This window comes from Paenibacillus endoradicis, from assembly GCF_024721975.1.
On sequence record NZ_JANQBB010000007.1, the window covers coordinates 199,304 to 223,600 of the forward strand.

General features: G+C 36.2%; 19 protein-coding genes. 10 read left to right on the forward strand and 9 right to left on the reverse strand.

Going from position 1 to position 24,297, the window contains the following annotated elements:
- Window positions 1-241 precede the first annotated feature (241 nt).
- Window positions 242-1,111 (forward strand): hypothetical protein, encoded by an 870-nt coding sequence (locus NV377_RS21240; protein WP_258202806.1) that lies wholly within the window; start codon window positions 242-244, stop codon window positions 1,109-1,111.
- Between the two features lie 114 nt (window positions 1,112-1,225).
- On the forward strand, window positions 1,226-3,637 hold the full coding sequence (locus NV377_RS21245) for a hypothetical protein (protein ID WP_258202807.1): 2,412 nt from the start codon (window positions 1,226-1,228) through the stop codon (window positions 3,635-3,637).
- Between the two features lie 91 nt (window positions 3,638-3,728).
- On the opposite strand, the gene NV377_RS21250 is transcribed toward NV377_RS21245, so the two are convergent.
- Together NV377_RS21250 and NV377_RS21255 are read right to left on the reverse strand one after the other, a co-directional pair.
- Complete coding sequence (locus tag NV377_RS21250) at window positions 3,729-4,142, reverse strand: GNAT family N-acetyltransferase (RefSeq protein ID WP_258202808.1); 414 nt, start codon at window positions 4,140-4,142, stop codon at window positions 3,729-3,731.
- Window positions 4,143-4,257: 115 nt separating this feature from the next.
- The gene (locus NV377_RS21255) at window positions 4,258-5,316 is read right to left on the reverse strand and encodes a M42 family metallopeptidase (protein ID WP_258202809.1); all 1,059 of its coding nucleotides are present in this window, start codon (window positions 5,314-5,316) and stop codon (window positions 4,258-4,260) included.
- Window positions 5,317-5,745: 429 nt separating this feature from the next.
- On the opposite strand from NV377_RS21255, the gene NV377_RS21260 reads away from it, so the two are divergent.
- Both NV377_RS21260 and NV377_RS21265 read left to right on the forward strand, forming a co-directional pair.
- The gene (locus NV377_RS21260) at window positions 5,746-5,946 is read left to right on the forward strand and encodes a cold-shock protein (RefSeq protein ID WP_258202810.1); all 201 of its coding nucleotides are present in this window, start codon (window positions 5,746-5,748) and stop codon (window positions 5,944-5,946) included.
- An 84-nt stretch (window positions 5,947-6,030) separates the two neighbouring features.
- Window positions 6,031-6,243: a cold-shock protein gene (locus tag NV377_RS21265; protein ID WP_258202811.1), complete on the forward strand. Its 213-nt coding sequence runs from the start codon at window positions 6,031-6,033 to the stop codon at window positions 6,241-6,243.
- A gap of 107 nt (window positions 6,244-6,350) precedes the next feature.
- On the opposite strand, the gene NV377_RS21270 is transcribed toward NV377_RS21265, so the two are convergent.
- The gene (locus NV377_RS21270; RefSeq protein ID WP_258202812.1) at window positions 6,351-7,289 is read right to left on the reverse strand and encodes a TRM11 family SAM-dependent methyltransferase; all 939 of its coding nucleotides are present in this window, start codon (window positions 7,287-7,289) and stop codon (window positions 6,351-6,353) included.
- 761 nt (window positions 7,290-8,050) lie between these two features.
- Here NV377_RS21270 and NV377_RS21275 point away from each other — a divergent pair.
- From NV377_RS21275 to NV377_RS21290, 4 genes are all read left to right on the forward strand, one after another.
- A complete protein-coding gene (locus tag NV377_RS21275) occupies window positions 8,051-9,493 on the forward strand; it encodes a DEAD/DEAH box helicase (protein WP_258202813.1) in 1,443 nt (480 codons plus the stop codon).
- Window positions 9,494-9,914: 421 nt separating this feature from the next.
- Window positions 9,915-10,661 (forward strand): hypothetical protein, encoded by a 747-nt coding sequence (locus NV377_RS21280; protein WP_258202814.1) that lies wholly within the window; start codon window positions 9,915-9,917, stop codon window positions 10,659-10,661.
- 12 nt (window positions 10,662-10,673) lie between these two features.
- Entirely contained in the window at window positions 10,674-12,362 is a 1,689-nt protein-coding gene (locus tag NV377_RS21285; RefSeq protein WP_258202815.1) for a vWA domain-containing protein, read from the forward strand.
- A gap of 682 nt (window positions 12,363-13,044) precedes the next feature.
- The gene (locus NV377_RS21290; protein WP_258202816.1) at window positions 13,045-14,184 is read left to right on the forward strand and encodes a toxic anion resistance protein; all 1,140 of its coding nucleotides are present in this window, start codon (window positions 13,045-13,047) and stop codon (window positions 14,182-14,184) included.
- Window positions 14,185-14,534: 350 nt separating this feature from the next.
- On the opposite strand, the gene NV377_RS21295 is transcribed toward NV377_RS21290, so the two are convergent.
- Entirely contained in the window at window positions 14,535-14,708 is a 174-nt protein-coding gene (locus NV377_RS21295; RefSeq protein ID WP_258202817.1) for a hypothetical protein, read from the reverse strand.
- Between the two features lie 169 nt (window positions 14,709-14,877).
- The gene (locus tag NV377_RS21300; protein WP_258202818.1) at window positions 14,878-16,188 is read right to left on the reverse strand and encodes a uracil/xanthine transporter; all 1,311 of its coding nucleotides are present in this window, start codon (window positions 16,186-16,188) and stop codon (window positions 14,878-14,880) included.
- A 304-nt stretch (window positions 16,189-16,492) separates the two neighbouring features.
- Here NV377_RS21300 and NV377_RS21305 point away from each other — a divergent pair, with 304 nt between their 5' ends.
- Window positions 16,493-16,768: a hypothetical protein gene (locus NV377_RS21305; protein WP_258202819.1), complete on the forward strand. Its 276-nt coding sequence runs from the start codon at window positions 16,493-16,495 to the stop codon at window positions 16,766-16,768.
- 84 nt (window positions 16,769-16,852) lie between these two features.
- On the opposite strand, the gene NV377_RS21310 is transcribed toward NV377_RS21305, so the two are convergent.
- The 4 genes from NV377_RS21310 to NV377_RS21325 form a co-directional block, all read right to left on the reverse strand.
- Window positions 16,853-17,746, reverse strand: coding sequence for a carbohydrate ABC transporter permease (locus tag NV377_RS21310; protein WP_258202820.1), 894 nt, complete (start codon window positions 17,744-17,746; stop codon window positions 16,853-16,855).
- Window positions 17,747-17,784: 38 nt separating this feature from the next.
- On the reverse strand, window positions 17,785-18,696 hold the full coding sequence (locus tag NV377_RS21315) for an ABC transporter permease (protein WP_258202821.1): 912 nt from the start codon (window positions 18,694-18,696) through the stop codon (window positions 17,785-17,787).
- 70 nt (window positions 18,697-18,766) lie between these two features.
- On the reverse strand, window positions 18,767-20,383 hold the full coding sequence (locus NV377_RS21320) for an extracellular solute-binding protein (RefSeq protein WP_258202822.1): 1,617 nt from the start codon (window positions 20,381-20,383) through the stop codon (window positions 18,767-18,769).
- A 281-nt stretch (window positions 20,384-20,664) separates the two neighbouring features.
- Entirely contained in the window at window positions 20,665-22,923 is a 2,259-nt protein-coding gene (locus tag NV377_RS21325; protein WP_258202823.1) for an AraC family transcriptional regulator, read from the reverse strand.
- Window positions 22,924-23,396: 473 nt separating this feature from the next.
- Between NV377_RS21325 and NV377_RS21330 the strand changes: the two genes are divergently transcribed.
- Window positions 23,397-24,269 (forward strand): hypothetical protein, encoded by an 873-nt coding sequence (locus NV377_RS21330; RefSeq protein WP_258202824.1) that lies wholly within the window; start codon window positions 23,397-23,399, stop codon window positions 24,267-24,269.
- Window positions 24,270-24,297: the final 28 nt, after the last annotated feature.

Here is a 24,297-nt window from a genome sequence, read left to right on the forward strand (position 1 = left end):
GATAAAAGCTCGATGTGTTAAATGTAGCTATAGTTTCTATAGCTAGAGGTCTACATGTTGTAATAAGTAATGAAAAGGAGTTGCACTATGTGTAACTTCTTTTTGTATTATGATAAGAAAATTGTATTGCGACATGAAAAATTGCGTTTTTTATTAATACTGTTAATTTATCAGTGTTGAGATAAAGGTAAATATGATACACTCTAGTCGTAAAAAATGTTGAATAGTTGGAGGGAGTTCTATGGCAATCCCATTAACTGAGAAAGAAGTAAATCGTTTGTTTGAATTATTAGATGGCAAGCAACGTTTGTTTCTCAATACATATCTAACACAAAGCAAAAAAAGTAAATGGTTGGAACAGTTAGCAACGAAAAAGGGTATTGTGTTAGACGGGGATATGACATCTGATGAAATATGGGACAAGTTAGATGATTGGGAACTAGCTGAAGTTCTTGATGGAGGATATGGAAATCGACCTTACCAATGTGAATGTGGCAAACCACTTCGGTTTTGCTATGTCATTCATCATAGAAAAGAGAATAAAACATACCGTCTTGGAGAAACATGTCTAGAAAATTATACTATGCTTTCGGCAGATTTAATTAAGGATATTAAGAGTGGTTTCCATACTATAGACCTTGAACGTGATGATATATTAAGTAAGTATGAGCAATGGTGGAAATTACCTGAAGAATATTTTGATCTTGATCTATCTAGGGAAATGATGGAGCAATTAGAGTTAGATTTACCGCTTTCTTATATACAACTGAACAAATTAGAAAAGCAATTTGAATATGAGTTATCCATGACAAGACCAGAGCAAACCGTGAAGAAATCGAATAAACGTTATAAAAGCAAACATTCTATAATCGTGAATACAGAGCCTGTCGTAGAACATATGGATATTACCTATGAAGAGCTAATGAGTAGGCATTCGGAACAGTTACAGCTCATTAAAGAAAATGAAAATAGAATAGAAAGTGCCTCTAAGCAAGAAAAATGGGAGCTTATACAGCGTATGTTAGGAGCAAGTGAGCGCAACAAAAGATTTAGCTACACTAAATTTCTAACTGAATTATTTGATTTGTTGTATTACTTGAAGCTCTATTGATCCACTCGACAAACATAAAACTCAAAAAAATATTATTCATATAACTAGCAACAATTTCCAGTTATTTTCGTCATATAGAGGAGAGCGTTATGACGGTAAAAGGGGATAACTGGAATGGGAATTAACAAGAAATTAATTATTACAATAGTGATTGGTCTTATTATTGTTGTTACCATTGGTTTGCTTTATTTACTTAACAGAAATACAGACCCGGTAGAACATCCAGCGATAGTAGATCCACATAATGATCCAATAATTTCAAAGTCTATGAGTCGTGAGTTTAATACGGATGTACAAGAAGCCATTGTTATATGGGAGGAAGATCAATCAAAGCTATATGTAGAAAATCTTCACCTATACTATAGCTCTGACGGTGGATTAACTAGTAAAGAACTTTACACATGGGCTCAAGGATACAAAGCACAAGCTTGGATTAATGGCGAGTATATTCTCTTTGGGGCACAATTGATCGAAGCAGATTCAGAGCAAGAAGGACATCGTGGGAGTTGGATGACGGTGAAGCTTGGTTCTGAGCCAACAGTAAGTGCAGAGGAAAATTTTCACTTTGGACTAGAAGAAATGCTGTCGATTAGTTTAGTCAAACAACCTAATTTATTTTTTGTTCAGTTTAGAAATGGTGGAGAATCTGTGAGTGAGATGGTCTACCAATCGTCGACGTATACTTGGCAGGTTATTAATCAAGGATTATATGATACGGTTGCCCTACCCAGGCAGGCTTTATCTGACAAATTACAGCCATTTATTAGTGAAAAGATCATTGATATGGGTAATGATGTGAAAGCTTATGTATTTATTGATGATATAGGCAGCATCGTATATACAGAGCAGCCGTATGAACTAGTTAAGAGATATGTTGGATATGACATGATCGATGCGAAATTAATGAAATTTGTAGATGGGATGGAATTAGTATTAGGACATTTTCGTAATGAAGCGGGAGACGAACGATTTTCGTTTTTGAATCATGGTTTTACATCAAATCTCCCAGCAGATTCTCGATTGTTAACTGGAGAATGGATTGCGATTAATTCTAGTACGTTCGCTCTGATCTCAGATCAACAAATTGAGATAGTTATGTTCAATAATGGCTATGATCTTATGGATAATGAATCACAATACCAAAAGTTTTCAACTAATGGAGCGACGTTAATTGGTTCAGAGGGATCGCTTGCTCGATACGAAGTAGAAGGTGAAACACGATATCTTTCACTTTATGATTTAGTTCATACGCAAAATGCAGATTTTCAATCGCTACTAACTACAGCGTTAACTGATTATAAGATAGACAGTGTAGATAGATTTTCTAAGGATGTTGTATATGAAACTCATCCTATACTTGAACTGGATTCAATCGGTGTAAATACGAATGAGGTGGTACCGGAAGAGCTAGATCGAGCTATTGATGCGTTATATGAGGAAGTAGATTATTCCTTTGCAAAAACGTATCGGAAGTTAGATGGTCTGTGGCACGTTATTGTAGATCGAAAACTATATCAATATAACGATGATACATTAGTTGAAATTGGGACATTGCCAATTACGATGACGACGCGCATAGGTGAAGGTTTCGAAGGATATGGAGTTAAAGATTTCTTGAGGATGAATGGTAAGTGGATTTTCACTGATACGGAAGCTTCAAGAATTATTATGGTAAATGATAAATTAGAAGTGGAGCAAGAATTAGCTATGCATCTGCCAAATCATTTATCGCTTCAAGGTGATCAATTGCATGTCACATCACCGACATGGAAGTACACTGTAGATAAGGATTTTAATCTTATTGATAAGAGGGCCATTGAATGCGCGTCTTCCGCAGATAAAAATTGGGTGGAAGTAGAATATTTTAGTCCGATGCAATATATGGAGGATAAAAAGACTGGTTTAACATGGTATATTCTTAATGGTTATATGTATCAATATAATGAACAGAAGCAACGGTATCGTTCATTCTATATAGGAAATGATGTGAATGCAAGAGGGACAGAACGGATTATTCCTTATGGAGACGAGATTTTACTGATGCTGGATACCCGCTTAGAGCGATTTGATCGCCAAGGGCAATGGTTAGGTATTATTAAATATCCACGTATCGAGCCTGATGGAATATATGACCGTAGCCCAGATGGAGAAAATTCGTACGTTCTTGATGAAGTCAAGGGAGTAATTTATCTAGTACAAGGATATCGAATTATTAGTATTGATTTGAATACTAGTGTAGTGAGTACGATATTTCAACAAAACTACAGTGATATCGGAAATATTCACCGCTACGGAAATACGATATATTTCATCCTTCATAGTAATTATGAAGATCGATATCATCCACTTCGCACACTTGAAGAAACAGATTATAGTCAGCACACCGAATTAGTCCAACTAGATATGAATTCATATGAAGCGAAACGTCTTCTAGTTAGCGGATATGTAGATGGCTTGGAAGTGAAAGCTGATCAGCCAGATCAATCCGATCAACCTACTATCCAATTATATCGTTACAACGAGTAAGCTACTCAAATCGGTAAGTGAATGTCAATTGGCTTAATTAGAAAGGCCCCATCAATGATGAGACGAAACTCATCATTGATGGGGCTTTTAATTATAAATCTAATGAGAATCGCACCATGTCAATACAGAGTAAACCATTCTCAAATATAGGATGATCGTAGTTTCTTATGAAGAAATTACGATCTATATACGACATTCTGAACCCGCATTTCTGATACAGGGCAATCTGATTAATGCTGGAGTTGCCTGTTCCAACTTCCATTATCGTGTATCCTTGTTCCCTTGCCACTTGAATGGCATGTAAAATTAATTGTTTTCCGAATCCTCTACCTTGAAATGGTTCAGCAACAGCCACATTTACAAGTTCACAAGTGTCAGGTCTGGTTGGGAGTAGAACATAGACGCCGATTACTTCATCATTATCGACTAATACATAACTTTCACCTCTAGTAAGGTACTCTTTGACGAGAGTCTCAGACGGATCGGCGAGCAGTAATAACTCCATTGGATATGAATCTACACATTTAATAATGTTAATGATATTTCACCTCTATTTTCTTATGAGCATCTTGTTAGTCTATTATCAAAGGTGATTATCTAGATGATCGTAACATATTGTATTATGCTGTCCAAGGCTCCATCATATAAGCGATAAGTAATGCTGCTGTATTAACAATAGCATCTGCATGTGTACGCTCCATACCATGAGAAGCATGCACACCAGGACCAATCAGCGCGGCTCGAATATTATTTCCGCCACGAAGAGCAGCAGAGGCATCTGAACCATAGTGAGGATAAATATCAACTGCATAAGCAAGTTGCTCACGCTTTGCTAGTTCAATAAGACGTGTTGTCATATTATAATCATAAGGGCCTGACGAGTCCTTCGCACAAATTGATACATCGCATTCTGTAGCAGATAGATCATCGCCAAGAGCTCCCATATCAACAGCAATCATTTCGGTAATATCAGCTGGAATATGAGCTGTTCCATGTCCTACCTCTTCATAAGTAGATAGAATGATTTTTACAGTACGTGTTGGCGTAATATCATTGCGATGAATCCATTCAAGAATGCCAAGCAAAGCAGCGACGCTAGCCTTATCATCCAAATGTCGAGACTTAACCCATCCATTCGGTAGTAACCGCGCACGTGCATCCCAAGAGATAAAATCACCTACGCTAATGCCAAGATTCTCAGTCTCTTCTTTGCTATTAACAAGTTCATCTATTCTCACTTCCATATTAGCTTCCTCACGCTTCCAATCACGAGCATCGGAATATACGTGAACAGAAGGCTTAGTAGACAGTACCGTTCCTTCATATGTTCTTCCGTCTCTTGTATGAATGAGGCAGTATTCACCTTCTACAGTTTGCATCGCGTATCCACCAATAGGAGTAAATCGTAACATTCCATTCGGTTTTATCGATCTGACCATTGCTCCTAAAGTATCAACATGTCCAGATAGTGCAAGGACATGATCGTTATCTTGACCAGGAATAGTAATAATAGCATTGCCTTTTGGGGTTAGTTCGATCTGAAATTTCAATCGCTTCACTTCTTGTTGAATCAATTTCATAATCTTCATGCAGTAACCGCTAGGACTTGGTATATTCAATAACTGTTCAAGCCATTCTAATATATAATCTCGGTTGAGCTTCGGTGTATTCGTAGTCATAATGTTCTCCTTTATGTGAATATATCATTAGCTCGATATATTCTTTGGTCAATGCTTTCATCTATATTGTATAATGCTGAGGTTATGATGCTCAAGTTAATAAGTTCTTATAAGTGACCGTTCATATACTGTATACATATTATTATGAAAGTGAAAAACAAAAAGCATAGTATTAATTGCTTCAGCATACTTATATTATTAGATGATAACAGCTTGTCTAAAACGCTATTTGATCGTTCAAAAACACCTTTGAAAAAATATTTTTTTGAATAGCTGTTATTATTTGAAAAGTGTGTTATAATAAAATTTGATTAAGAGCGACCTAATGGGTTCATCTTCATAGCAAAGTAATCTTACTTAGAAAGCTAAGCTGGAAATGAATTACTTAATGATATTTTAGGTGGTTTTGAGAAAAGGATGGTATTGAATATGGAAACAGGAACAGTAAAATGGTTTAATGGTGAAAAAGGATTTGGCTTTATCGAGGTTGAAGGCGGAAGTGACGTATTCGTACATTTCAGCGCAATCGTTGGAGATGGCTACAAATCACTAGATGAAGGTCAACGCGTTGAGTTCAACATTACTCAAGGTAACCGTGGTCCTCAAGCTGAAAACGTAGTAAAACTTTAATACAAACGATGTTGTCCCGATTTTAATTAATCGGGGCAATTATTATTTTGTACCAATAATTTCAGAATAGAAGGTAGGATGCATATGTATAACTCTCGTAAGAAGCCGCTTGAAGACGTAGTAACTGAATTGACAGTGATTTGGGCTTGTTCAAATGAGAATTGTATGGGATGGATGCGGGATAATTTTGCTTTCTCAACAACTCCAGTGTGTCCACAATGTAAATCTGCAATGGTAAAAGGCGAAAAACTGTTACCAGTTGTTGAAAATACTAGCCCTAGCCAATCAAAAGAATAGATTAATTTGAACCATTTGGTTTAATGATATTATGTAAAAAGACACCTTATCAGGTGTCTTTTGCTTTGTAGACATATTTGATTATAGGTTACGATTCAAAGTTTTAGCTACTGACAAACAATGATTTGTCTAATAAAGTTACTTTTTCTCGTTGTACAACGATCAAGTATTGTAAAGCCAACATCGGCAAGTAGGTCATCGATATTACCTACAGTTACAATAATCGCCTTGTCTGCAATACGACGAGCATGCTGTATGAGAGCTACTTGCGCTTCTGGTGTAGTATGAGAAAAATGGTTATATGGCAAATCTATAATAGCTACATCATAATGTTCCGTTACCTCTGCGATATCTCCACATTCCACAGAAGATTCATAATTGAAATGAATCAAATTTTCACGAGTACCTTGTACGACAAAGTGATTGATATCTCTACCGACCATATCAATATCCATAGATAAAGCTTCAACGAGCACAGTACCAATACCGCAGCAAGGATCAATTGCTTTCACTCCAGCAGGATCAGGAATGGCAATATTAACGATAGCTCTGGCAACGCGAGTACTTAGTGCAATCGAGTAGCTCTTTGGCTTTTTCATATGGGACAGCCAGATCGCTTTACTTTTAATATAGTATCCGAAGTACCAACGACCGCCTAAAGTTAGAATACCAAATGTTTGGTCAGGCTGACGAACATCAGCGTCGCCTTCAATAATCAAGCCTAATTTACGCTCAATGTTGCGTTGGTCATCATATTCGATTTTATCCGCAGCGGATAAATCATTCATTTTCATGAAGATGACTTTGAAGGTTTGATCGCCTAGCACGATTTGTGTAACTTGTTCATAAATATCTTCGAGTGTATTTCCTTCATAGAGAACTTCAAGCCGTTCTCGCATAAATGGACTACGGTCTGGGTTGATGCAAATATCACTCATCAAAACACCAGTTTCAGATTGTTTGCCGAACAGAGAACGCATCTCAAGTTGACATAATTCCACTTCTTCAACTCTATATCCATACGTGTATATATATTGTGTAATCATATTGAAAGTCGTCGCATCCTTTTCCATGACGTGCATAAGACTTTATTATACGCTATAAAGCACATATATATAAGAGGTAGTTCAAAACCAGTTGCTTGTGATCACGAAGTAACGCACTGTAGCTTAATCGGCGTCGAAGCTGCCATTCATCGGAAGCCTAAGTTGCTCGTGTACCACTAACGTACACTCCGCTACTCGTTTCCTAGCTTCATGGCACTTTCTTGATGCTGACAAGCGACTGTTATGAACTTTTATTGGAAGAGGTAGCTCAAAACAGTCGCTTGTGATCACGAAATAACGCACTGTAGCTTAATCGGCGTCGAAGCTGCCATTCATCGGAAGCCTAAGTTGCTCGTGTACCACTAACGTACACTCCGCTACTCGTTTCCTAGCTTCATGGCACTTTCTTGATGCTGACAAGCGACTGTTATGAACTTTTATTGGAAGAGGTAGTTCAAAAACAGTCGCTTGTGATCACGAAGTAACGCACTGTAGCTTAATCGGCGTCGAAGCTGCCATTCATCGAAAGCCTACGTTGCTCGTGTACCAACCACTTACACTTGCGTTTCCTCTTTCCACAAGTAGCGCTTCATCTTCTCGGTTCTGAAAGCTCGCTGCTATGAACCTTTATTGGAAGAGGAAGTTCAAAAACAGTCACTATAATAAAGCAGTTTTCCGAGTATAATAGATTAAGTAACATTTAATAACGAATTTATCCTATTTAAGATAGGTTAACTAATATACCGTAGAAGAGGTCAATAATGAGCGAAAAGAAATTTACAGATTATCAATTAAGTGAAGAGATTGTTAGAGCGCTGCATAGCTTAGGTTATGAAGAAGCGACAGAAGTGCAATCTAAAGTTATTCCAGTAGCGTTGCAAAATCAGGATCTTGTTGTAAAATCACAAACAGGTAGTGGAAAAACGGCAGCATATGGTATTCCACTATGTGAGCTAGTCGATTGGAATGAGAATAAGCCACAAGCATTAATTCTTACGCCGACACGTGAGCTAGCAGTGCAGGTTAATGAAGATTTAACGAATATCGGACGTTTCAAACGTATTAAGTCTACGGCTTTGTATGGTAAATCTCCTTTCCATGTACAAAGAGCAGAGTTAAAACAACGTACCCATATGGTCGTAGGTACACCTGGCCGAGTGAATGATCATATTGAAAGAGGTACACTTTCACTGGAACGTATTTCGTACCTTGTTATTGATGAAGCAGATGAAATGTTGAACATGGGTTTTATTGAACAAGTACAAGCGATTATTCAAGCTATTCCTAATGATCGAGTAACGATGTTATTCTCGGCGACTTTCCCTGAAGATGTAGCTAAGCTTTCTCGTCAATATATGGACAACCCTACTGAAATTGAGATTAAAGCGAGCGGTTTAACGACATCAACGATCGAGCATTCCCTTATTGAAGTGAAGCCAGCGGACAAGTTAGCATTACTACAAAATGTACTTATTGTAGAAAGCCCAGATAGCTGCATTATCTTTTGTCGTACACAGGAACATGTCGACCAATTGTATAGAGAAATGGTCGAATGTGACTACCCTGTAGATCGCATACATGGTGGTATGGAGCAAGTAGAGCGTTTTGAAGTGATGAATGCATTTCGAACAGGTCAGTTCCGTTACTTAGTGGCAACGGATGTTGCTGCTCGAGGTATTGATATTACAAATATTACGCATGTTATTAATTATGATATTCCGCTTGAGAAAGAAAGCTATGTTCACCGCACAGGAAGGACTGGTCGTGCGGGTAAGCAAGGTAAAGCGATCACTTTCGTTGCGCCTTCGGATGGTAGACGATTGAACGATATTGAAGAGTATATTGGTTTTGCTATCCCTCGTGTAAAAGCACCTTCCGAGGATGCTGTTGATCTTCGCAGAGAGGCATTCAATAATAAATTAAGTGCTGGACCAGAGTTGAAGAAAGACAAACGTGAGCAGTTGAATAAGCAGATTATGAAGCTTAACTTCAACGGTGGTAAGAAGAAGAAATTTAGAGCAGTTGATTTTGTAGGAACGATAGCGAAAATTGAAGGTGTAACTGCCGAGGATATTGGGATTATTACGATTCTTGACAATGTGACGGACGTTGAAATCTTGAACGGAAAAGGACAACTTGTGCTTGATGTCATGAGAGAAACTACCGTTAAGGGTAAGCAATTAAAGGTTCGTAGAGCAAAATAATTTTAAGTTTTATTATAGAAGCACTATCAATAATTAACGTAGTTAACGTTTATTGTTGATGGTGCTTTTTTTGTTATGTGGAACATAGATATTATGGTAGTAAAATAACTTAGTATTGAGGCATATGTGAAGCAATTTAATAGATACATAATGAAAAAGCTAACCCTCAATGAATATAGTTGTGGGTTATTTATTTTTATACATTGTTTAACGAGATGATCATGTGATCCTGCATTAAAAATTGAAACGATCCACTACAAAACACGTATCAAAGTGTTAAGTTTCCATTTGAAGAAAATAAATAACGATTATCCAAAATTTATATGATAAAATAGTAAGGGAATTACTGAATTTCTTTTGCAGACGTGTGCTTAAGCAATAATTCAAGTCTCGATTAAGGACATCCTTTGAGGAGGTATGTATGGTGAGTAACATCAAGGTAGTAAAGCTGTTTGGACTTGTGGTAGCAATTGTATTAATTAATATCATCATGCTGTCTCCTGGATTAGTAGGATTAACAATAGGGGGAAGCAATGCTATTGAAACAGCTTCTAGTATAACGATTTTAATTATTAGTGCCCTTGTGCTGATATATGGAAGTTATACATTACTATTCAAGTCTCCTGTAGTGTTAGCAGTCAAAGATATTAAGTCTCAAGAAGATTATAAGGAAGGTCTGCTGCAATACAGACACAATAAAGTACTGAAGCAGGAAATTGATCTGTCGATTGATCAATTAGAACGAATGGAGAAGAAGAAGGTTACGTTACATGACATTCTTAATGAAAGATTTGAAACAACAGAACTTAGTTACAAAAAGTTTGCTGCAGTTATTATAGCAGTGGAAACATTATTCCTATCCAATATTAAAGGAATTATTAATAAACTAAATGTATTTGATGCTTCGGAATTATCAGAGTTTATTGCCGAGCCGAGATCAGCTTCTTTTTCTAATAAGCTAATGCAACAAAAGTTTGAGCTCCATAATGAATATGTCAATTATGTAAAAGGATATGTTGGAGCAAATGAAGAGATTTTGCTAAAGCTAGATAAATTACTTCTAGAAATTTCACTATTAGGTAGCTCAGATTATAGAGATGTTGAGGAGATGCCTTGCATGAAAGAAATAGATGAATTGATCGGACAAACAAAATTTTATAAGCAATAAGGGGGATTGGAAATGGCGAATAAAGGAAAAGCGTTTGCTATATTAATAGTTATTACAATCATTGTATTTGGACTTGTATATCTAGGAATCACTTTGACATCTAATATAGGAAAAACGAGTACGGAAGTTTCAGAGGAAGATGCAGACAAAAAGTTAGATAAGCTATACAAAAATATTAAAGTTACAAGTGCAGAACAGATTAAAGGTCAAGTTGATCTAGATCCTGTAGCTGTTGGAGATTCTTTACCCGATATCTCTAAATTCGGTATATCCGTAGAAAATACAACGGATAGTTACATAGAAATATTTTCATCTATTGAGAAATCAGGTACAGGTATTGACGGTTGGTTAAATGAAGTTGCCAATGAATTTAATAAAGCAGGAATTCAGGTTGATGGGAAGACAGTTTCGGTGAAGATTCGAAATATTGCTTCGGGTACAGCTACAGATTTTATTAGATCAGGTAAGTATATTCCTGATGCATTCACTCCATCCAATGAGCTTTGGGGAGAGATGGTGAAAGCGGAAGGAATACAAACAGAGCTTGTAACGAAGCGACTTGTAGGTAATGTACCAGGGATTGTATCAACTAAAGCTAAATACGATGAGTTAGTAGATAAATACGGTGCGCTCAATGTGAAGACGGTAACCGATGCGATAGCAGACAATGAATTAGCTATGGGCTATACTGATCCGTTCGCAAGCTCAACGGGATTAAATTTTCTAGTAACAACTTTACAGACATTTGATAATGAAGATTTATTAAGTGATAAGGCTGTTCAAGGGTTTGAGAGATTCCAAGCCAATGTTCCTTTTATTGCTTCTACAACGATTCAAATGCGTGAAGCTGCGAAGACAGGTATGTTAGACGCATTTGTATTAGAATATCAGACGTTCGTAAATACAGCTGACTTGAAAACAGGCTATGTATTTACTCCATTTGGTGTGAGACATGATAGTCCATTATATGCTTTAGGTGATCTACCACAATTCAAAAGAGATATTATTAAACAATTTGCTGAATTTGTCGCACAAGATAAATATCAAAAATTAGGTAATGATAAAGGGTTTAATGGTCTAGAAGAATATCAATCTGAGTTAGAACCGGTAGAAGGTACATTATTAACTGCTGCTCAGAAGCTTTGGAAAGAAAAGAAAAATGGCGATAAGCCAGTTGCGGCAATGTTTGTTGCAGATATATCTGGAAGTATGGATGGTGAGCCACTTAACCGATTGAAAGAATCGTTGATGAAGGGGCAAAAGTATTTGGGAAGAGATAATAGTATTGGTCTTGTATCATATTCTAGTAATGTGACGATCAATCTTCCTATTGGTAAATACGATACGAATCAGCAATCTATGTTTGTAGGTGCGGTTGATAGCTTGCAAGCAGGTGGTGGGACAGCTACATTTGATGGCATTGTTGTAGCAATGAAGTTACTACAAGAGCAAATGAAGCTTGACCCTAATGTGAAGCCGATTATTTTCGTGCTAAGTGATGGGGAAACGAATGAAGGACATTCATTGAAAGACATTAAAGGCTTGATAGAGACTTACAAAATTCCAGTATACACGATTGGCTACAATGCTAATATTGAAGCGTTAAAGAGCATATCTAGTATTAACGAAGCAGCTAGCATTAACGCTGATACGGATGATGTGGTGTACAAAATAAGCAACTTGTTAAACGTCCAAATGTAGATGTATCTCAAAACATCCGACAGTGATCACGATGATTAGCTTCGAGGTTGATTCGGCGTCGAATATGCCCTCCATCGAAAGCCTGCGTGTGCTCGTGTACCAATAACGTACACTGTGCTACTCGTTTTCGCTGGAGAGCATCTTCTTGGTACTGACAGCCGAATGTTTTGAGCCTTCATTGGAAGATGCAACTCAAAACATTCGACTGTGATCACGATGATTATGCTAACATAGCTTATTCAGCGTCGAAGATAATGCCTGTCGGAAGCTTGCATTTGCTTGTGTACTAAAGACGTACACTCGCTTGGTATGAATTTCGAAGAAGAAACTCAAAACATTCGACTGTGATCACGATGATTAGCTTCGAGGTTGATTCGGCGTCGAAGATAATGCCTGTGGGAAGCTTGCATTTGCTTGTGTACTAAAGACGTACACTCGCTTGGTGTGAATTTCGAAAAAGAAACTCAAAACATCCGACTGTGATCACGATGATTATGCTAACGTAGCTTATTGTCGAAGATGATGCCTGTCGGAAGCTTGCATTTGCTTGTGTACTAAAGACGTACACTCGCTTGATGTGAATTTTAGGTTGATATTACATAAACAGAAGCTGGTGTACTTGAACGGTACACACCGCAAGACCATGCAATCTTAATAACCAAAAATTATAGGAGGCTATGCTATGACATTTTCTATGGAAGTTGTAACACCTGAAAAATTAAAGGCTGTAATTGAAGAGGAAGTTAAACCTGAACCAGCTGAGGTAACACAGTTAAAGGAATTAGCTGCTAACAATGTTAATGCAATTTTAGCGCTAGATATTGAATCGTTCGAAAAGCGTTCGGAAGTACTGCAATCGATTGAAGGTTTCGGTATGAGTACGATGAGATCTTCTTCAGAAAAAAATTCAATGTTACAAGTTTCGGTTGGGAATTTATCGAAGACTGGAGATGAAGGCGGTCAAGTAGCTAAAGGACTGACTGAGCTTCATTTACAATTAAAAGATCTTGATCCTAGTATTATTGACTTTACTAAAACTGGCTTCTTAGGTAAGTTGTTCAATCCTTTACGTGTTTACTTTGCAAAGTATCAAAAAGCAGATTCGATGATTTCTGAAATTGTTGTTTCCTTAGATAAAGGGAAAACGGTATTGAAAAACGATAACACGACGTTAGAATTGGAACAACAAACGCTTAGAGAGTTAACGAAAAGGTTGCAGAAAGAAATTCAATTAGGTGTGTTAATGGATGCAGAGATTGAGACTCAGATCGAAGCAGCTAAGCAGCGTAATGAAGATGAGAATAAAATTAGATTTATTACAGAAGAGGTATTATTCCCTCTACGTCAACGTGTGATGGATTTGCAACAAATGCAGGTTGTTAATCAACAAGGAATTATGGCTATGGAAGTGGTTATTCGTAATAATAAGGAGTTAATTAGAGGGGTAGACAGAGCAAGGAATGTTACGATATCTGCCCTGAAAATCGCAGTTACTGTAGCGAGTGCACTTTATAATCAAAAGATCGTATTGAAAAAAATTGAATTACTTAATGAAACTACAAATAATCTAATTAGCGGTACTTCAAAAATGTTAAAGCAACAAGGTGCAGAAATTCATAAGCAATCGCTGGAAGCAAGTGTTTCAGTTGATACGTTAAAGCAGGCTTTCACCGACGTGTTATCGGCGCTAGACTCGATTAGTACGTATAAGCAGGATGCTCTACCAAGAATGAGGGATACAATTAACCAATTCAGAGAATTAGCTGATAAAGGTGAACAACAAATTTCTCGTTTAGAAAGAGGAAATAAGGTAGGCTTGTAGTTTATTGCTGCTTAGAGGCAGTTTAAGTTGCCTGAGTCACTTCGTTATCAAAGTCCGCTTTTTTGAACTACCTCTTTCATAAAAGGTTTTAAAAGCAGGCTTTCAGAACCGAGAAGATGAAGAGCTACTTGAGGAAGGAGGAAACGCAAGTGTACATAATTGGTACACGCGTACCGGACTTGCCAAGTTCGCTTCATATTCGACGTCGATGATACTACTAAGCCAATCATCGTTATCAAAGTCTGCTTTTTAAACTACCTATTTAATAAAGTAAGGTCGAGTATAAGGGATGATTAACGCTCCCTATACTCGACCTTTTTTGTTCATATGTTCTCCTGAAATTCATACGGTTAGAATGCATACTGTCTCAGTAACTCCTCAGTTGTTAGGTTTGCTTCCAATTTCTCATCTTGCAATTCGTTTTCTGTCCAGCAAGCTCTACATTTTTCTTCAGTTTCACAGTTTGGCGCATCAGGGCAAGTGTAGCAGAACTGTAATAAGTTTTTCGTTGTATGATCAGTCATTGTAATCACTCCATCTCTTTGTTTGATAAGTTAAGTATAAATCATAACTTCTGAAAATTATGTGATTTTTTTCACAATATTAACAAGAAAATGATTACACGGAAAAAAATATGAAGCTGCATCCATAACGTCATGTGAATGACGGTACGAACAGCTCCATATCTACGCTTTATGATGAGGTTATCTTTTCTTGCTTTGGCTTGTCCCATTTCACTGTCGTTTCCAATAGTATGGATAGCAACACTCCAACAATAAAACCATTACTTAATAGAGGTTGAACAAGTGATGGAAAGTTAGAGAATATTTTTGGATCAGTTGCTAATAAACTAACTCCAACTAATATCGGTATCGCAATACGGTGAATAGAAATAGAGTTGAAGGAATATCCTTGTACTCCCTTTAATGCTGTTCCAAGTAGCTGCAAATATGCAATGAACAGAACCGCGTTTCCAACTGTAATCGGAATGGTTGCTAGCATTAGACCAAGAGACGGAATAATTCCAAGAACAGTTATAATACCGCCAGCAATTAGAAATGGCTTCTTATCATAGATTTGTGTGCTTTCCAAGAAACCTACGGATGAAGCAAATGGAGCATACGATACTAGACCAAACAATGAAGCAACGACGCTATATACTCCAGTTAAAAACAGTGAATTACGAAATTGCTTAGGTTTCGGTGAACTATTATCTAATTTAGATGCTGCAGTAATTGATGCGTAAGTATTACTCATATTAATCATACAGCCAAGGAAAGTAATAAAGATAATTCCATACTGTAGATTTGGCTTACCTAATGGGAACAAGCTAAATGCAGGTTGTGCTCCCTCGCCTGTTGTCATCATACTCTCTGTCGGGAAAATCAAAGCATATGCTATCCATCCAACAATAATACCAATCAAGAGTGAGAAGTTACCGATTAACGTATTTCCTTTGATTTTAAGAACGGCTACAAAAATCGCAACGATGACTGAAAAGACTGTAATGGCAACATCAAGTGTCCCATCAACATTAATTTTCAACATTCCTTTGAAGAAGATAAATGCAAGTTGGAATGTTAATAGCATTAGAAATACATTCATAACCATCGGGCTAAATACTTTCTGAATGATTGGGGTAGCACCGCAAACAGATAGTAGTATAATGACTGCACCTGCCAATAACATACCTGTTGCTATGCCACCGCCAACATCTATTAAGCTTAGTCCTAGCGTAGGTGCTGAGGCAGCTAGATTCAACATTAATGCCCATATAACGCCGGAGTGACCTTCTAGTAGTGGATACTTATGACCAATCAATCCCTGCAATATACAAGCGATACCCGTAATAATTAGAGAGCTTCGTAAAATTGTTACCACTTCATATGTAGGTAGATCAAATGCCAATCCGATAGAAATCGGTACGACAACAATGTTTGCAAAAATAAAAAATACCCATTGAAGCGAAGCAAAAAATGTTACTTTTGAAGAATTAACTTTCATATTCACCCTATCCTTTATCATGCTGAATAACTTTGATCATTGTACTAAACTTTCTTTCATTTGTATAAGGGTAATCATGAAACTAACAGATTCTTGTGAGACAATAACAACAAGTATAGCATGACTGGGTAAATTAGTTAGTGAGATTACCTATAAGGAGTATTCACTGCATAAGTATAATAAAATTCATTAATATTGAATGTAAATAATTAGCAACATTAACTAATTCAATGACGTTATTTATAGTGAAAGCAATATTAGAACTGTAAGCTAACCACAATTATAAGTTAATAGGAGGGTTTAAATGTTACAAACTAATAAAGCGTTTATTGTAGTAATCATGATATGGATTAGTATTTTAACTATATGGGCAGTAAATTCATTAACGAATGGTGACCAACGTTCAGTTCATGTTACAGGTGTACCTCAAAATTATACTCCGCAGCAAATTTCCGTGGTCCAAATGGATAAGGATACGGTATGGATTGTTAATCCCAATAGTAACTACATACAAGTTATTAAGCATGATGAGGATGGTTATCATATAACAGGATCAGAAATGTCATTTCAAGAAGAATAGTTAAAACCATTATTATAAATAAGAAGGAGAAGCTCATCTGTAGTTGGAACTGCAGACGAACTTCCCCTTTTTGATTCATGAGTATTAACCTTTAACAGAACCGATCATTACGCCTTTATCAAAGTATTTTTGAATGAAAGGGTAAACAGTAAGAATTGGCAATGTTGAGATAATAATGACACCGTACTTAATCTGATCTGCATAACGTTGCGCATAACCGCCTGCACCGCCGCCTGAACCAGCTCCACTAGAGAAAACTTGGTTAGATAGTAGAATATCTCGTAAGACGATTTGCAGTGGTTGGAGCTCATTACTGCGAATATAGATTAGACCTGTAAAGAAATCATTCCAGTGACCTACGAGATAGTATAGTCCAACAACAGAAATCAATGCTTTGGAAAGTGGCAAAGCTACTTTGATAAAGTAGGTGAAATGTGAGCAACCGTCCATTGCAGCTGCCTCATATACTTCTTTTGGTAATGAATTTTCGAAAAATGTTCGTGCGATAATGAGATAGAAGACGTTCACACAGAAAGGTACAATAAATACCCATATCGTATTAATAATATTTAAATCTTTCATTAGTAGATAGGTTGGGATTAAGCCACCATTAAAGAACATTGTAAAGACAAAGGCAAACATAATAATTTTCCCAGCTTTGAACTCTTTGCGAGAAAGCACATAGGCTGCAGGTAATGTGACAAGTAGATTTACTGCTGTGCCTGCAACGGTGTAAAGAATAGTATTGCGATATCCTACCCAAATACGGCTATCATTAAAAATTTCCCCGTAACCGAAGAAGCTTACGCCTTTAGGGAATAATAAAACTTTTCCCGTTGAGACTAGTACAGAATCACTAATAGATGCGATGATAATGAAATATAGTGGGTAAGCAATTAATAAGAAAATGAGCACACAGAGAATAGCTAATGCAATCGTAAAGCATATTTCACCGATAGATTTTGATTTGAAGGTCATCGCAAATCTCCTTTCTGTTTACGTGTATGCAAGGTTGTCTAATATAAACTTGTATCCGATACTTTCTTCGATATGGCATTCATACTAATTAGGAATGCAAAATTGATTACTGTATTGAACAACCCAATGGCTGAAGCATAACTGAATTGGTTAGATACGATACCAATTTTATAGACATAGGTTGCAATAACTTCTGATACAGGAAGGTTAAGATTATTTTGCATAAGGAAGATTTTTTCGAAACCAGTACCAAGTATATTTCCCATACTTAGAATAAAGAGAATGATAATTGTCGGTTTTAAGGCTGGTAGATCAATATGACGAATCATTTGGAAGCGATTAGCTCCATCTATTTTGGCGGAATCATAAAGTTGTGGATCAACAGTTGATAATGCTGCTAAAAAAATAATGCTATTCCATCCACAATGTTGCCAAATATCCGATAGAACATAGACCGGAATGAACGAATTGACTGAAGCTAATAGATTAATATGTCCGAGTCCAAGCGCTTTCATAAAATGGCCTACAATTCCCGTTTCTGACGAAAGTAATACATTCAACATACCCACAAGAACAATAATGGAGATGAAATGTGGTAAGTAAACGGTTGTTTGCATGATTTGCTTGAACTTCTTAATTCGAATTTGATTCAACAATAAAGCAAGAATAATTGGAGCAGGAAAGCCAATGATGATCGTTGCAAAACTAATGATAAAAGTGTTTTTCATTAACGTTCCAAATTGATAATTGTCTATAAATTGCGTGAAGTAATGAAAACCTCGAAACTCTCCTCCAGTTAATCCTTTACTAAAGTCGAAATCCTTAAAAGCTAACTGTATTCCGTACATTGGAATGTAGTTGAAAATAATAATAGCGATAATTGCAGGGAGAACCATTAACCATAATTGATAATCTCGAATCATAGATTTCGATTTGATAGCTAGTTTCATATGCATACTCCTTATTAAATAGAAGAGGAGGGGATCGTAGTAAGTGTAAATACCCTCCTCTAGTTATTCATTAGTTTTTAGCTTTGTACTCGTCGAAATATTTCTGCATAATCTCTAGATTTTGATTCAATCCAGCTTTAACCGCTTCATTAACATAGCCATCCCACTCTGCTTGAACGCCGTCAGATGTTATCCATTTTGCAAAGTTTGTATTCGCTAAGTTCATAATATTAGTGTTGTTAAGACTCATGATGTTATTATCATCGCTCGTGTATTTAATAAATACGCTTGGGAAAATATCTTCTTCAGGATTAATTTTTCCTAGTGCATCTTTAAGTATTTCAGAATCATTAAGCACTTCTTGCATGTCTGTACCTAATGTAAGCTTAATGTCATCAGAGATGTAGAATCCACCGTTATCTGCCCATGTAGACGTCCATTTCCAAGTACCTGGGTCCATTTGAGCTTCTTTAGGAGGTAGTACTGCATAAGAACCATCATCATTTTTCGCAATATTAGTTCCGATTGAACCGAATAGTACTTGAATACCTACTTCAGGTGCATATAGTTCATTAATGAAGCGCATTGCAGCTTCTTTATTTTTAGATTTTGCAGACATTACAATATTATTAGCAGAGTAGTTTAATGTATTGGAATCATAACTCCAAGATACATCACCAGTGTACGCACTACTTGATCTTAGTGGAGCCATAGACGTATATTGAGGAGCTAGTTGCTCACCGAATCTGTCAGATCCTACCCAACCCCAAGTAAATCCTACTTTGGCATTATCACCTTCGCCACGAGATACGGATTGGAATTTCGTGTAATCATGCGTGAACACTTCAGTATTAATGAGCCCAGCGCTGTACAATTTGTTAAGGAAGACAACTAATTCTTTATAGCGATCGTCTACAAGATAGTTTTTCACTTTACCATCTTCAACGAAATAACCTTGACCACTGATATCGGAGGAAAGATTAATTCCTGATCCACCTAGCATAACAGCTGGGTTGAAGAAGCCACCAATACCACCAGTCCAATCCATAGGGATTTCATCGGTAGTATCACCATTACCATTCGCATCTTGTTCTTTGAATGCTACAAGTACGTTGTAGAGTTCATCCCAGTTCGTTGGCATTTCTAATTGAAGATTATCTAACCACTCTTGGTTAATATATTGACGGTTTACAGAGTCTGGCCAGAAACGTTGATATTTTGGTAAACCTAATATACGACCATCGGTTTGTGTAGCAATAATTTTTGTTTCTGGTTTATCAGTGAACATTTTTTCGATATTAGGGGCAAATTCCATCAGTTCATTAATATCTTGGAACAAACCATTGAATTGAGCAAAATCGGCATCCGTAATTACGGTAGGACCAACAAATAGATCAGGAATGTCACCACTTGCTAACATTGGGCCTTTCTTTTGATCCCAGTCTGCCGTGATTTCTTGCCATTCAATTTCCACGTTCGCTTTCTCTTCAATTTCTTGAAGCCATTCCATTTCTGCTAAAGGTTTCGTTAGAGGATGTTTAACAATAATTGCAGTTAGTTTAGCCTTTTTTCCATTGCTTCCAGTTGGGTCAGAACTGCCACCGGTATTTTCTTCTGACTTACTACACGCTGCAACTAATGATGCACATAACATGATGACAAGTAACATAGAAATAACTTTTTTCATAAATGTTCCCCCTATATTTAAGTTTGCCGAAGAGATAAAAAGTATGGAGATATTGTTCTTGGCTCCCTAACTTTATCGTGATTGCAACGAGGCTGTAAACGACCAAGAATTGAGTCGTCAACAATTATTGAAAGCGCTTTAATTGACTGTGGTTATGCGGTTATATACGATATACAATTTTCTGAATTTGAAAATTGTATATTCTACGAAAATTGTGGATCATCTGATAGAAAAACCGCTGATTACTTCGCTTATTCAAAGCGAAGTAATTAGCGGTAAGTTTACTTCATATTCTCTCGATATTGCCCAGGTGTAGATCCTGTTATTTTTTTGAAGGATCGAATAAAGCTAGAAGAATTCATATAGCCAACTTTAAGTGCAATAATTTCGATCGGTTCATTAGATGATTTCAAATATTGAATAGAATGTTGAATTCTTAACTGATCGATATACTCTTTGAAATTATGACCGACTGTTTTTTTGAAGTGATAGCTAAAATTTGACACAGACATCTCAAAGTGATCAGCCATAAATTGTAATGAGAGATTAGAATCATGCCAGTACGAATCAACGAATGCTAATATGTTTTCACTTGATGCTTTTCGTGATGTAGGAAGGGTAAGCTTAATAATCTCACATAGCTTATTCGTTGTATCTGTCATAATAGATAGCATCTGATCCAAGGAGTAGCGATTTTGGAATATGAATTCAATATTATGCAGAGAAGTATCGTTATCTTTATTAAAGCGTTCGAGTGTATTGAATAATATACTCATTGTATTGAGATATATCGTTCGAATAACATGTGCAGGCATTCCTGTGCCACCCATATACGTTTGAATATGTTGAATTAGTGATGCAATACGATCAGCATCGTTTTTTAATATCGCTAATTCTAATGTTTGCATTAATTCAGTTTGGTAAGACACGACACCAGTAGAAGGTTGCTGAGCGTCATTATAAGTAACAATTGTGTTGGTTCGCTGGAATCGAATTTGCTCTATACTACGTGAGGCTTGCAAATAGCCATAATGAAACACTTTAATATTATCTTTGTGATGGCTTAAACTAATGCCAATTAGACTATTTAACTCGAGAACTTCAAGTAGCTCTTGTTGTAATAAGGAAATATAAGATTGTAATGAATCCATTGGTTTATGAGAGATTATAATGATAATTTCATGATTATATTGGCTTTTGAACACATAAGGAATAATTCCGTCTTCCAACAATTTGAACTTGGCTTTGCAATGTTTAAGAATCATTACACTATTATGATCACTTTCAGCAGAGAGTATCACTACGGTAATACATTCGTTAGAGAAATTAATATTGTACAAGTGAGCTTCAGATTCGAATGCATCCCAATTTTCAAAATTACCTAATACGAGTTGGAATAGAATATTATCTCTAATTTTAGGTCTAGTCTGTTCAAGTTGTTCCCCTAGTTTCTCTTTTGTCGTTGATAGTTGATCAAGTGCATAATGGATCGTTTCAATTTCATTCTTCGGAGTTCTACTCTCGTCAGCAAATAGTTTTGTAGATAACTCAACGAGTCTTTTTATCGGATGATAGTTATAACGCAACGAAAAATAAATAATTAATGCAGTAATACTAATGATGACCCCTAATAATATTAACGTATTGAACTGAATGCTTCTTATATCTTGAATCGTATCTGATATTGGTAACAATCGAATATAGTTCCACTGATTAATTTCGGATGTCGTTCTTGAGATGATATATTGCTCTTCATTAAGTGTAATAAATTGATGATTATCAAATTGTTCATCAGTGTAGGACAAGAGCTGATTGAACTCAGAATTTATAATATCATTGCAGCCTATTGATGAGACAAGACAACGCTGATTGTCATCAGTAATCATAAAGATACCATTATAAGTATCACTGCTAGATTCCATCATATTCAGAATAGTAGATTCTTTCACAAGAATAAGCATTGAGCCAGGTGAATTACTTCCACCTATTGGCATAGGTAATACAAAACTAAGTAGATTAACTTTATGACCACCAGGGACATATACAGTTTCAACAGGTCTAATGATAGGTTCTGTAGCGTTATTCAGATCTTGGTACATTTGTTCAGTAGACCATTGTTCATATACATAACCTACCCCTTTTTTTGAAAAATCATCTATTGTGTATGCGCTTCCAGTTTTGCTGAAAAAATAATCGATATTATTAAGATACAGTAATGAATTTTCTATAAATGCATCCGTAATATTATATTTGCGCATCTCACTAGCGATAATAACTTTCTGATATTCATTTTCAGGAGCCATATATGGTTTGATTGCACGATTTTGCATAATTTCTGCGGGGAGATTGTAAGCATACTTCGTAAAGATATCCATAGAGTTCATCAGTTGCTCTGTCACATGCATGTTCCAAGCACTAGCTTTATCTTTAACGATAGCAGTAGAATACGGATAATAATATGCCAATATAGCGGCAATCGGTAGTATAAGAATGGATAAGTATGAGATCAAAAATTTAATTAATAACGGTTTTTTTACCATTAACACATCTCCAATCACTTAAACTATTGAATTTGATTATAACATAGGCATTATTTAATTAGATGTATATTAAGTATTAAATTTTTGGGCGTGTTATTAGTATGTTGCAGGGGTAAGTAGTACTATAATAAGGATGGAGTATTATTTTTACGTGCAAGTTTGTAATGCCCATAATTGGAAAATTCAAATCGACAAAATTAACCAATTAAAGGTAAATATAAGTTATAATAATATAAGTAACCTTAATTTGTTCGGAAGAGAATGATGCATGAACTGCGATATTGCAGGGGGAACAACGATTGGTCATCGCAGCGCCAGGTAATGAAAAGTTAAGTGTATGCTTCCGATGTTACTTTTCATCTATTAAGATGATTGTCGAGAAGTAATGAAAAGTTAAGTGTATGCTTCTGATGTTACTTTTCATCTACTAAGATGATTATCGAGAAGTAATGAAAAGTTGTAGGAGGAACAAAATGAAATTATTATCTTATAAGTGGAAAATGGTGTTGGTCGTATTAATAATGATATTAAGTGCATTACTATTCGTAGCATGTGGTGTGCAAAGTAAAGAACTAGATAAGGAACAAACTGTAGACCAGAGTAAAGGACAATCTGCTGTGTCGAGCAATGATGAAGATGGAGTACAGTTAGGTAAGGATGAAAGTGTTCTAGAAATAGATGAGACAACCGAAGATCTAGAATCGTTATTTACTAACCCTGTAGCTGAAATTTCAGGGGGAAATATATATATGGATATTACTGAAACTGGAGAGTACATGCTTCAAATCAATGATCAGAGCTATACATACAATTGGACAGGAATGACGCCAAGAGGTATTCTACCGAGCATGGCACTAGAAGATTTTGATAGAGACGGACAAGATGAACTAGCTGTCATACTATACGTAGGTTCTGGAACGGGGATATCAATATCTGAGTTACATATGTTAGAAATTAATCAGGTTGGAGATGTGCAACAAGTTTATGAATATTTGTATCAACCTGATCAATATATTAGTGAGCTTCAAGAAAAAGCTAGTATTCGATTATTCGAACAGGCTTCTCTATTGAAGGGTGAACTAGCGTTTGGTGAAAATAGTTTTGAGGTTGATCTTCAAGATCTTCAAGCTCCCGATTATGGAACGATTAATGACACATTAATATGGGGGAACATTACAGAATTTTCTGTAGAAGATCAACAATTAATTGGAACGTTTGGTGTAGCAGTTGGTGCAGAAAAGATTGTTTCTCCTATTTACATTGGGAAACTGAATACAGTCATTAGTTATAAAGACGGCGAATTCACAATGAGTCAGTATGAATTCGAAGAGTATGAAAACAAATAAAACGAGAATAAGTTACAGGTGTATCTTT

What these genes read in the sequence shown, in the direction of transcription:
- NV377_RS21240 (WP_258202806.1), top strand. Translation starts at nt 242, where the DNA reads ATGGCAATCCCATTAACTGAGAAAGAAGTAAATCGTTTGTTTGAATTA.
- NV377_RS21245 (WP_258202807.1), top strand. Translation starts at nt 1,226, where the DNA reads ATGGGAATTAACAAGAAATTAATTATTACAATAGTGATTGGTCTTATT.
- NV377_RS21250 (WP_258202808.1), bottom strand. Translation starts at nt 4,142, where the DNA reads ATGGAGTTATTACTGCTCGCCGATCCGTCTGAGACTCTCGTCAAAGAG.
- NV377_RS21255 (WP_258202809.1), bottom strand. Translation starts at nt 5,316, where the DNA reads ATGACTACGAATACACCGAAGCTCAACCGAGATTATATATTAGAATGG.
- NV377_RS21260 (WP_258202810.1), top strand. Translation starts at nt 5,746, where the DNA reads ATGGAAACAGGAACAGTAAAATGGTTTAATGGTGAAAAAGGATTTGGC.
- NV377_RS21265 (WP_258202811.1), top strand. Translation starts at nt 6,031, where the DNA reads ATGTATAACTCTCGTAAGAAGCCGCTTGAAGACGTAGTAACTGAATTG.
- NV377_RS21270 (WP_258202812.1), bottom strand. Translation starts at nt 7,289, where the DNA reads ATGATTACACAATATATATACACGTATGGATATAGAGTTGAAGAAGTG.
- NV377_RS21275 (WP_258202813.1), top strand. Translation starts at nt 8,051, where the DNA reads ATGAGCGAAAAGAAATTTACAGATTATCAATTAAGTGAAGAGATTGTT.
- NV377_RS21280 (WP_258202814.1), top strand. Translation starts at nt 9,915, where the DNA reads ATGGTGAGTAACATCAAGGTAGTAAAGCTGTTTGGACTTGTGGTAGCA.
- NV377_RS21285 (WP_258202815.1), top strand. Translation starts at nt 10,674, where the DNA reads ATGGCGAATAAAGGAAAAGCGTTTGCTATATTAATAGTTATTACAATC.
- NV377_RS21290 (WP_258202816.1), top strand. Translation starts at nt 13,045, where the DNA reads ATGACATTTTCTATGGAAGTTGTAACACCTGAAAAATTAAAGGCTGTA.
- NV377_RS21295 (WP_258202817.1), bottom strand. Translation starts at nt 14,708, where the DNA reads ATGACTGATCATACAACGAAAAACTTATTACAGTTCTGCTACACTTGC.
- NV377_RS21300 (WP_258202818.1), bottom strand. Translation starts at nt 16,188, where the DNA reads ATGAAAGTTAATTCTTCAAAAGTAACATTTTTTGCTTCGCTTCAATGG.
- NV377_RS21305 (WP_258202819.1), top strand. Translation starts at nt 16,493, where the DNA reads ATGTTACAAACTAATAAAGCGTTTATTGTAGTAATCATGATATGGATT.
- NV377_RS21310 (WP_258202820.1), bottom strand. Translation starts at nt 17,746, where the DNA reads ATGACCTTCAAATCAAAATCTATCGGTGAAATATGCTTTACGATTGCA.
- NV377_RS21315 (WP_258202821.1), bottom strand. Translation starts at nt 18,696, where the DNA reads ATGAAACTAGCTATCAAATCGAAATCTATGATTCGAGATTATCAATTA.
- NV377_RS21320 (WP_258202822.1), bottom strand. Translation starts at nt 20,383, where the DNA reads ATGAAAAAAGTTATTTCTATGTTACTTGTCATCATGTTATGTGCATCA.
- NV377_RS21325 (WP_258202823.1), bottom strand. Translation starts at nt 22,923, where the DNA reads ATGGTAAAAAAACCGTTATTAATTAAATTTTTGATCTCATACTTATCC.
- NV377_RS21330 (WP_258202824.1), top strand. Translation starts at nt 23,397, where the DNA reads ATGAAATTATTATCTTATAAGTGGAAAATGGTGTTGGTCGTATTAATA.